This is a genomic window from Acidobacteriota bacterium, assembly GCA_030774055.1.
In the GTDB taxonomy this organism is placed as follows: Bacteria; Acidobacteriota; Terriglobia; order Terriglobales; family Acidobacteriaceae; genus JACPNR01.
In genome coordinates this window covers 1-8176 of record JALYLW010000128.1, presented here as the reverse complement: position 1 = coordinate 8176, position 8176 = coordinate 1, and the positions used below count along the sequence as shown (strand labels likewise).

Here is an 8176-nt window from a genome sequence, read left to right as displayed (position 1 = left end):
CCATGGAGCTCGACGCGGTGAGTGGATTCCGCGAGTGGGCGCTGCGCATGAAGCGCCAGCTCGATGATGCGCTCCAGACCGACGTCCGGGGCGTGCATGTGGACATGACGCTCGACCGCGAGATCTTTGCCGCGCTGCTCGACATCGTGCCGCCCGGCGTGGACGAGCTGTTCGCCGTCTTTAGGATTCTGGACCTGGTCACCGCGAAGCAGGGAAAAGTGATCATCGACATGGCCCCGACCGGGCACGCGCTCGACCTGCTGCGCATGCCCGACCGCATGTTGTTGTGGTCGCGCCTGCTGTTGAAAAGCCTGGCATCGCACCGTACACTACCGCTCGCGCGCGAGATCGCGGTGGAAGTGGCGACCATCGGACAACGCGTGCGCGAGCTGTCCCAAATGCTGCGCGATGCCAAGCGGGTGCGGCTCTGGGTGGTGATGCTCGCCGAGCCGCTGCCCGATCGCGAGACGCGGCGGCTGCTCGCGGCGCTGGCGGAGTTGAAAGTGGCGCCGGCGGCCGTCTTCGTGAATCGCGTGATCTTTCCGGACGATGCCGCCGGATGCCGCCGCTTGGAGCGGGCGCGTGCCTGGCAACTGGCGACACTCGCACGCCTGCGCGCGGGCAGCGCGGACCTTTTCGTGGTGCGCGACTTCGGCCACGAGATCCACGGGCGCAAAGGGCTCGAGACTTTCACCCGCGAACTGTGGCGACTTGCTTAGAAACCAGAAAGCCGCGTGAAGAAGACTACGTGAAGAACGTGCGCAAATCCGTGTCCCACCGAAAAGCGGGCAAGCGGGCGCAGCCGCGCGGGCGCACCAAGAAGTCCGCCGGCAAGAAGTCCGCCGGCAAGAGATCTGCGGGCAAGAAGTCCATCCGCAAGGCATCCATCAGCAGCGCAATCGCGAAGAAGCCGCCGCAGGCCGTGGGGCGCGTCCTCTACCTCTACGGCATCGCGCGCAGCGGCCAGCAGTCGCCCCCGCACGCGCCGGGCGTGGATGGCGTGGTGAGCGTGGAGGCCGTCTCCAGCTCCGGCCTCACGTGCTGGATCAGCCGTGTGGACGCGCACGAGTTCGGCGACGAACTGGAGCGCAACATCGAGAACCTGGACTGGCTGGCGGAGGCAAGCGTGCGCCATCAGCGCGTGGTGGCTGAACTCTCTGCCCGCGACACCGTGCTGCCGGCCCGCTTTGGCACCGTCTTCATCAGCGAAAAAACGCTGTTTGCCGACGTGGCCGGACGGAAGAAAGATCTGCAAGCCGCGCTACGCCGCCTCGCCGGCACCGAGGAATGGGGAGTGAAAGTCTTTCAGTCCGAACCGGAACGTCCCACGGTTGCGGCGGAGAGTGGGCGCGACTACCTGCGGCAGAAGGCGGCCATCCTCAAGCCGGCAGCTCCGGCGCAACTTTCGGTAGAGGTGAAGGAATTCGCGCAGGCGCTGGCCAAGGTCGCTGCCGACGCGGTTCCCGGCGGCAAGCTGTCCGGCGGACAGCGCGGCTTGGAGTGGCAGGCTTCGTTCCTCGTCCGGCGCAACGACCGCAAGCAGTGGGATGAGGTGCTGGGAAGATATGCGCGGCGTTGGGGAGCGGAACGGCGCATCGAATGTACCGGCCCCTGGCCTCCTTATTCCTTTGTGAGTGAACGTGGGTGAGCAAGCATTTTGTGGGTGACCATTTTGTGGGTGACCATTTTGTGGGTGAGCATTTTGTGAGTGACCATTTTGTGAGTGACCATGGCCGCTGATCCCGAATTGCTGGTCGCCAGCACCGCGCCCGAGCTCGAGATCTCGTTGCTTGACGTGATCGACCACGTCTTGAACTCCGGCGTGGTCATCCAGGGCAGCATCGTGATCTCCATCGCCGGAGTGGACCTGGTGTATCTCGGGCTGAACGTCGTGTTGACCTCGGTGGAGACCGCGCTGCGCAGCGTGGAAGAATCGGAGCGGCGCGCGTTCAAGACCCGCGCCCCCGCTAGCATGCCTCGCCATTAGAATCGACTCCGTGCTGCTTCTCTATTGCATGACGAAAGCGGACTCGGCTGCCGCCGGCGCGCCGGGTGTGGGCGTGGGCGAAGCCCGGTTGCTGCGCGCCGACTTCGTGACCAGCGGCGAGGCTGGCGTCGCGTGCTGGTATTCGGAAGGCGGCGTTGCCGGCGGAGCGGCAAAAGACGACCTGCTCGCGTTCCATCGCGTAGTCCACACATTCTTCCAGGCGGGAGCGGTGGTCCCTTTCCGCTTTCCGACCACGCTCGCGGATACCGCCGCGCTCTCGGCGTGGTTGCAGAGCAACGCGGTGGCGGTCGAGCGCGAGCTCGAGCGGCTGACCGGCATGGTGCAGATGGAGCTGCACGTCACGGCCGAGCAAGACTCGGCCAAAAAGGATTCGACCCCGAGCGGCGGTCGCGAGTACCTGGAAGCGCGGCGCGACGCGCAAAGCGCGTTGCGCGAAGCGGCGGCGGCGGCGCGGCAGAGGGTGGCCGGATTAGCGGTGGAGTGGCGTGAGCGCGAGACGCGCGCGGGCTTGCGCTGCTACGCTCTGGTAGCCCGCGGGCAAGAGCGCGAGTTCGCGGCAAGGATCGAAAAGATTGACGGCAGCGGCGCGCTGGATCTCGGAGCCGCGGTGCGCGTGGCGCGGGTGCGGGTAACGGGCCCGTGGCCGCCGGCCGAGTTTCTCGACGCTGCGTTGACGACACCCTCATAAACGAAAGACGGCCATAACGAAAGACGGCATGAGCGAGCGTTCCAAGAACGACGAGCCGCGGCAAGTCTCCGCCGACGAGGTGACCTCTGCCGTCAGCGACCTGAAGCGCCAGCTCGAAAACACCGTCCACGGCACGACTGAGCGCATCGACTGCGATTCCGAGTCGCTGGAGCAAGGTCTCGCCAAGCTCGTTCTCGGACTGATCGAGCTGCTGCGGAAGGTGCTGGAGCGGCAGGCGATCCGGCGCATGGAAGGTGGTACGCTGGCCGATGCGCAGGTCGAGGAGATGGGGCAGGCGCTGATGAAGCTGGAGCAGAAGATCACCGAGCTGTGCGAGCAGTTCGGGCTGCGGCCGGAGGACCTAAACCTGGGAATCGCCGTAGGGGACCTGGGTGGCCAACTGCCGGAGAAGGGCGCCGGGAAAGAATCGGACGATAAGTAGCAGAAAACACGAGAGTTGCTGCTAGGTGTGGAGCGGGGCAGGGTCCGACACCAGACAACGAGATTTTTTCGCAGGGAGGAGCGGCTTCCTGCATCCTAATTCAGTGAGAACGTCGCAAGTTGGCGCGGCGTTTCCCCCCGGCCCCCGTAGCCAGTTTCCAAATAGTGCTGCTAGAATGACCAACTCGTCTCGGCCTGTTGCGCGTCCGGCCAGTCCGAAGAGAGCGGCTAGCGGTTACAGCTCCACCACGGAAGGCGCATGGACCGAACCCCGACTGTAGCTGGAACAACAAACCTGGTCGACATCCTCGATCGGATCTTGGACAAAGGTCTGGTCGTTGCCGGGGACATTCGTGTCTCGCTGGCGAACGTTGAATTGTTGACCATCCGCATCCGGCTGCTGATCTGCTCGGTGGACAAAGCCGAACAGATCGGGCTGAACTGGTGGAAGCACGACCCGAATCTCACGGTAGGAAGAGCACGCCCGCCGCAGCGCAGGAATCTGCCGGCGCCTGGGCCTTCCGACCGGGAAAACATCGCGCCGCGGAAAGCTACGGCGCGGCGCACGAAGTAAACAGGATCTCAGGAGGACCCTCAGATGGCTGTTGAACGCGTATCCGGCGGTTCCAGTCTTATTGACGTACTCGATCGCATACTGGATAAAGGGATCGTGATCGATGCGTGGGTGCGCATCTCGCTGGTCGGCATCGATCTGATCACGGTCGAAGCGCGCGTCGTGGTCGCTTCCATCGACACGTACCTGAAGTACGCCGACGCGGTTGGTCTCGTTGGCCTGGTCTCGCGTCCGCAGCTCGCCGAGAGGGGAAAAGAAGCCGCCGAAGTCGAGATCGAAGCGCCGGTACGCCGGCCGCGTCCGGCCGCACGCCGGGGAGCAGCACGTCGCTAGCCCTGGTGGTTGATCGCTTGCTGCTGATCTGCAGGTGCGCAGGATGGCCACGCCACAGATGCGTCTGACCACAGTCACCCAACTCCCCGCCCAGCGCCGCGTCGCGGCGCTACGCCGCCGTTCGGCGTTGCGCCTGCTCGACGTCGAGCGCTCGGAAGATATCTTCCCCGTCCTGCTGGAAGAGGTGATGGCACTCGGGTTTCGGCGCGCCGTGATCGCCGCGCTCGACGCGGATACGGGCGAGTTGGTCCCCACCGAATCGGTCAACGCCGGCAAGCAGTTCATCCAGCAGTTCCAGACCACGGTCTATGCCAGCGAGAATCCGATCGTGGGCGTGTTGCACAACATGCAGCCCGCGGTGCTGCCGCAGAGCAATCCCAAACATTCGCTGTATTGCCATCCGCTGGTCTACCGCAATCGCACCATGTGCTGGGAGGCGGAGCGGAAACATCGCACCGACTGTCTCGCGCTGGTGAACTTCAGCACGCCGCAGCCTTTCCAGTTGCGCGGGCAGACGTGCGCGGTGTGCGACATGCGCTCCTACGCCGGCGTGGTGGGCGTGGAGCTGAATGGTGCCGTATCGGAGCGCGACCTGGGCGAACTGCGCGCCCTCATCGAGCTGGCCAACCGCTACCTTTCGCGCTTGTTCAAGGTGGAGCACTACTACAACCGCATGCGCGACATGGATACCACCATTGCGCAGATGCAGACCATGATGCAGAGCATGTCCGACCCGGTGATCCTGACGGACACGCATCATCGCGTGATCACGCAGAACCGCGCCGCCGAGCAGTTCTTCAAGCTGCCGGAGGAGACCACCGAAGGCCTGGTGCGGGCGGTGGAACTCAACAATCTTCTGTTCTCCGCGGCGCTATCGTCCATGGCGATGGGCGGGGAAGACGCTTCCCGCGACCTCACGCTGGTGGATCCGATCGAAGGTGAAGAGCTGCTGTTCGAGGCGGTGACCACGCCCACCTTCACGCGTGACAGTATTCGCACCGGCCTGGTCACGGTGATGCGCAACGTGACCGACCTGCGGCGTGCCGACGAAGAATTGCGCCTCAACTTCGAGCGCCTGCTGGCGGCGGAAGAAGTGGTGCGCCAGGACCGCGACCGCCTGAACCTGATCGTCGAGAACGTGGGCGACCCCATCGTGGTGGCCGACTCGGCGGGCAAGGTCGTGCTGCTCGATCCCCTGGCGCAAGAGCTGTTTGGCCGCGCCAAGGAAGGCAAGATCGAGCCCCAGGTGGTGAAGAACCTGGCCAAGCTCGACGCCTACATCATGGGGTTCACCTTCTCATTCTCCGACCGCGAGAATACGCCGCTGCGGTTGTGGAGCCCGAGCACGCGCGGCGAGGTAGAGTACGACGCCCGCTCCGGCAAGATCTACGACGTCCGCGGACAGGTCGCCTACACCGTCAGCGTGCTGCGCGACCTCACACCGCTGCGCAAGGTGGAGCAACTGAAGGTGGAGCGGCGCATGCTCGAGATCGAGAAATTCGCCGCCACCGGCCGCCTCGCCGGCACCATCGCGCATGAAGTGAATAATCCGATGGAGGCGATCAAGAACGCCATCTACCTGCTGGCGGATGGCGTGAAGCCGGAGAAGCAGCCGGTCTACGACATCCTGAAAGGCGAGACGGAGCGCGTGGCGCGCATCGTTCGCCAGATGCTCGGCCTGTATCGCACCAGCGAGCAGGCCGGCTCCATGGACATCAACAGCGTGATCGAAGACACCCTGCTGCTGTTCACCCGCCAATTGCAGCGCAACGGCGTGGTCGCGCTCACCGACCTCGCCAAGCTGCCGCTCGCCGTCGGTTCCGCCGACCAGTTCCGCCAGATCCTTTCGAACCTGGTGGTCAACGCCCGGGACAGCATGCCCGATGGCGGCCGGCTCGTCATCCGCACGCGGCATGTACCGGAAGCGGACGGCATCCACGGATGGATCACCATCCTGATCGCCGATACCGGCAGCGGCATCAGCCCCGACATCCTGCCCAACATCTTCGAAGCCTTCGTGAGCACGAAGGGCGAGAAGGGTACCGGCCTCGGACTGTGGATCGTGAAAGGCATCATCGAGAACCACGGCGGCCGTATCCACGTGCGCAGCAAGCTGGAGAGGGGCACCGTGTTTAAGATCGATTTGCCCGTCGTTCGATGAAAGTCACGTTGAAAGTCAGATGAAATGGGCGATGAAGAAAGTGCGATGAAGAAGGTGCGATGAAGAAGCCGGTGGTGAAAGATCAGGAGAACGCGAAGTGGCACGTGCTGGTCGTGGATGACGAGCCGTCCGTGCTGCTCACCTATCGCATGATCCTTGAGCAGCAGGGATACCGGGTCACCGCTTCGATCTCGTCGAAAGACGCGATCGCGGCGCTGGAACGGGACGCAGCGAACCTGCTGATCTGTGACCTGTCGCTGGAGCAGAAACACACCGGCTTCGAAGTGATCGACTTCGCCCGCCAGCGCCATCCCGAAGTCCCGGCGATCCTGGTGACCGGATATGCCAGCCGGGATGTGATGGACAAGGCGGAGCAGGGTGGCATCGCGGTATTGTTCAAGCCCATCGACATCAACGAGTTCCTCTCTACTATCTCGCAAAAGGTGAGGTCGAAGCATGAGTCCCACCAAGCCAAAGCGCAACCCGACTAGGAAAGCCGCGCCTAAAGCAGCGCCCGCGCCCAAGATCGCGACCAAGATCGCGACCAAAGAGAAGCCGGTCGCGGTGCCGTCGGCCAAGATCCGCCGCGGCACCGAAGCCGAGCGCGAGGTGCACGCCCTCGAGCCCTCGCAGCTGACGCGCACGGAAAGGCCGCAACTCGTGGCCAGTGGCCAGACCGAGGGCAGCGAAGGCCGCTACGTCTATGGCGTGATCCCGACGAAGGAGCCGATGACGTTCGGCAAGATCGGCATGGGTGCCTCCGGCGAGATGGTCTACACCGTCCACCATGGCGACATCGCCGGCGTGGTGAGCAAGAGTCCGGTGTTCATCTTCGATCCGACGCGCGAGAACGCGCTCGCGCACGAGCACGTGATCGAGACGGTGATGAAGGGACAGACCATCATCCCCATGAGCTTTGGCACCGTGTTCCGGACCGACGACGATATCCGCGAAGTGCTGAAGTCCATCTATCCGTCGCTGAAAGATGTGCTCAAGCAGATGGCCAACAAGCTGGAGTTCGGCTTGAAGGTCACCTGGGACCGCGACCAGATCATCGAGGAGTTGAAGCGGGGGCACGAGGACATCCACCGCTTCCATCAGGAGATCACGCGCAAGCACTTGCAATCCACTTACTTCGCCCGCATGCAGCTGGGCCGCATGATCGATAAAGCGCTGGTCGAGCGCGCGGCGGAATATGTGCGTGAGATCTATGAGGCGCTGCGCCCGGTTTGCGTGGCGTCGCGCGATAACAAGCCCATCGGCGATAAAATGATCATGAACGCCGCGTTCCTTATCCATCGCGACAAGGAATCGGATTTCGATGAGGCGGTCAATAAGATCGCGCAACGCTTTGGCGACCGCCTGAATTTCAAGTACACCGGACCGTGGCCGCCGTATAACTTCGTGAACATCCGGCTGAAACTGGAGCGCGGAACAGCGTCATAGCCGGTTTCCGGAGAAGGACAGGGAACTCCGGACTGGAAACAGGAAACCGGGAACGGGGAACGAAACTATGTTCTTGGTCGACGACCTGCTGTTCATGCCCATCGCCGGTATCAAGTTCGTCTTTCGCACCATTTTGAAGACGGCGGAAGAGCAGTACGTCGATGATGCCCCGCTGAAAGAACAGCTGCTCGAACTCGAGATGCGCCTCGATAGCGGCGAGGTCACCGAAGAGGAGTACGCCGAGGAGCAGGCGGCCATCCTGCGCGCGCTGCGCGAGGTGCGGCACCGCAAGATGGAGATGGCGGGCGTGGATCCCGCCACCCAGGGGGGACCGCTCGGTGGCAAGGTCGGCGAAGGCTCGGGCGTCGATGTCCACCTGGGCTACGGCCCGAGCGAGAAGAAGTAACGCGACCTGCCCCCGCTTACCTTCAGGGACGAACTGCCATAGAACCGCCTTTCCAGCTGTCTCCCCGACCAATCTTCCCCTGGCGGGTGGCCCAGCTAATAACGGGTGGGGGGTGGGCC

General features: G+C 63.7%; 11 protein-coding genes. All 11 read left to right on the top strand.

What is annotated here, in order from left to right; all coding sequences use genetic code 11:
- A partial coding sequence (locus tag M3P27_10800) for a hypothetical protein (GenBank protein ID MDP9268796.1) occupies positions 1-719 on the top strand: 719 nt, incomplete at its 5' end.
- A 50-nt stretch (positions 720-769) separates the two neighbouring features.
- Positions 770-1648 (top strand): GvpL/GvpF family gas vesicle protein, encoded by an 879-nt coding sequence (locus tag M3P27_10795; GenBank protein MDP9268795.1) that lies wholly within the window; start codon positions 770-772, stop codon positions 1646-1648.
- Between the two features lie 81 nt (positions 1649-1729).
- Positions 1730-1987, top strand: a complete 258-nt coding sequence (locus M3P27_10790; protein ID MDP9268794.1) for a gas vesicle protein — start codon at positions 1730-1732, stop codon at positions 1985-1987.
- A 10-nt stretch (positions 1988-1997) separates the two neighbouring features.
- The gene (locus M3P27_10785) at positions 1998-2696 is read left to right on the top strand and encodes a GvpL/GvpF family gas vesicle protein (protein ID MDP9268793.1); all 699 of its coding nucleotides are present in this window, start codon (positions 1998-2000) and stop codon (positions 2694-2696) included.
- Positions 2697-2796: 100 nt separating this feature from the next.
- Complete coding sequence (locus M3P27_10780) at positions 2797-3138, top strand: gas vesicle protein K (protein MDP9268792.1); 342 nt, start codon at positions 2797-2799, stop codon at positions 3136-3138.
- A gap of 258 nt (positions 3139-3396) precedes the next feature.
- Positions 3397-3711, top strand: a complete 315-nt coding sequence (locus M3P27_10775; protein ID MDP9268791.1) for a gas vesicle protein — start codon at positions 3397-3399, stop codon at positions 3709-3711.
- A gap of 24 nt (positions 3712-3735) precedes the next feature.
- Entirely contained in the window at positions 3736-4044 is a 309-nt protein-coding gene (gvpA, locus tag M3P27_10770; protein MDP9268790.1) for a gas vesicle structural protein GvpA, read from the top strand.
- A gap of 58 nt (positions 4045-4102) precedes the next feature.
- Positions 4103-6205 carry an ATP-binding protein gene (locus tag M3P27_10765; GenBank protein MDP9268789.1) on the top strand — a complete coding sequence of 701 codons (2103 nt, stop codon included), beginning with the start codon at positions 4103-4105 and terminating at the stop codon, positions 6203-6205.
- 59 nt (positions 6206-6264) lie between these two features.
- Complete coding sequence (locus M3P27_10760) at positions 6265-6696, top strand: response regulator (protein MDP9268788.1); 432 nt, start codon at positions 6265-6267, stop codon at positions 6694-6696.
- A complete protein-coding gene (locus tag M3P27_10755) occupies positions 6662-7651 on the top strand; it encodes a GvpL/GvpF family gas vesicle protein (protein ID MDP9268787.1) in 990 nt (329 codons plus the stop codon). Before M3P27_10760 ends, M3P27_10755 begins: the two co-directional genes overlap by 35 nt.
- 67 nt (positions 7652-7718) lie before the next feature.
- Entirely contained in the window at positions 7719-8057 is a 339-nt protein-coding gene (locus M3P27_10750; protein ID MDP9268786.1) for a gas vesicle protein GvpG, read from the top strand.
- The last annotated feature ends 119 nt before the right edge of the window (positions 8058-8176 follow it).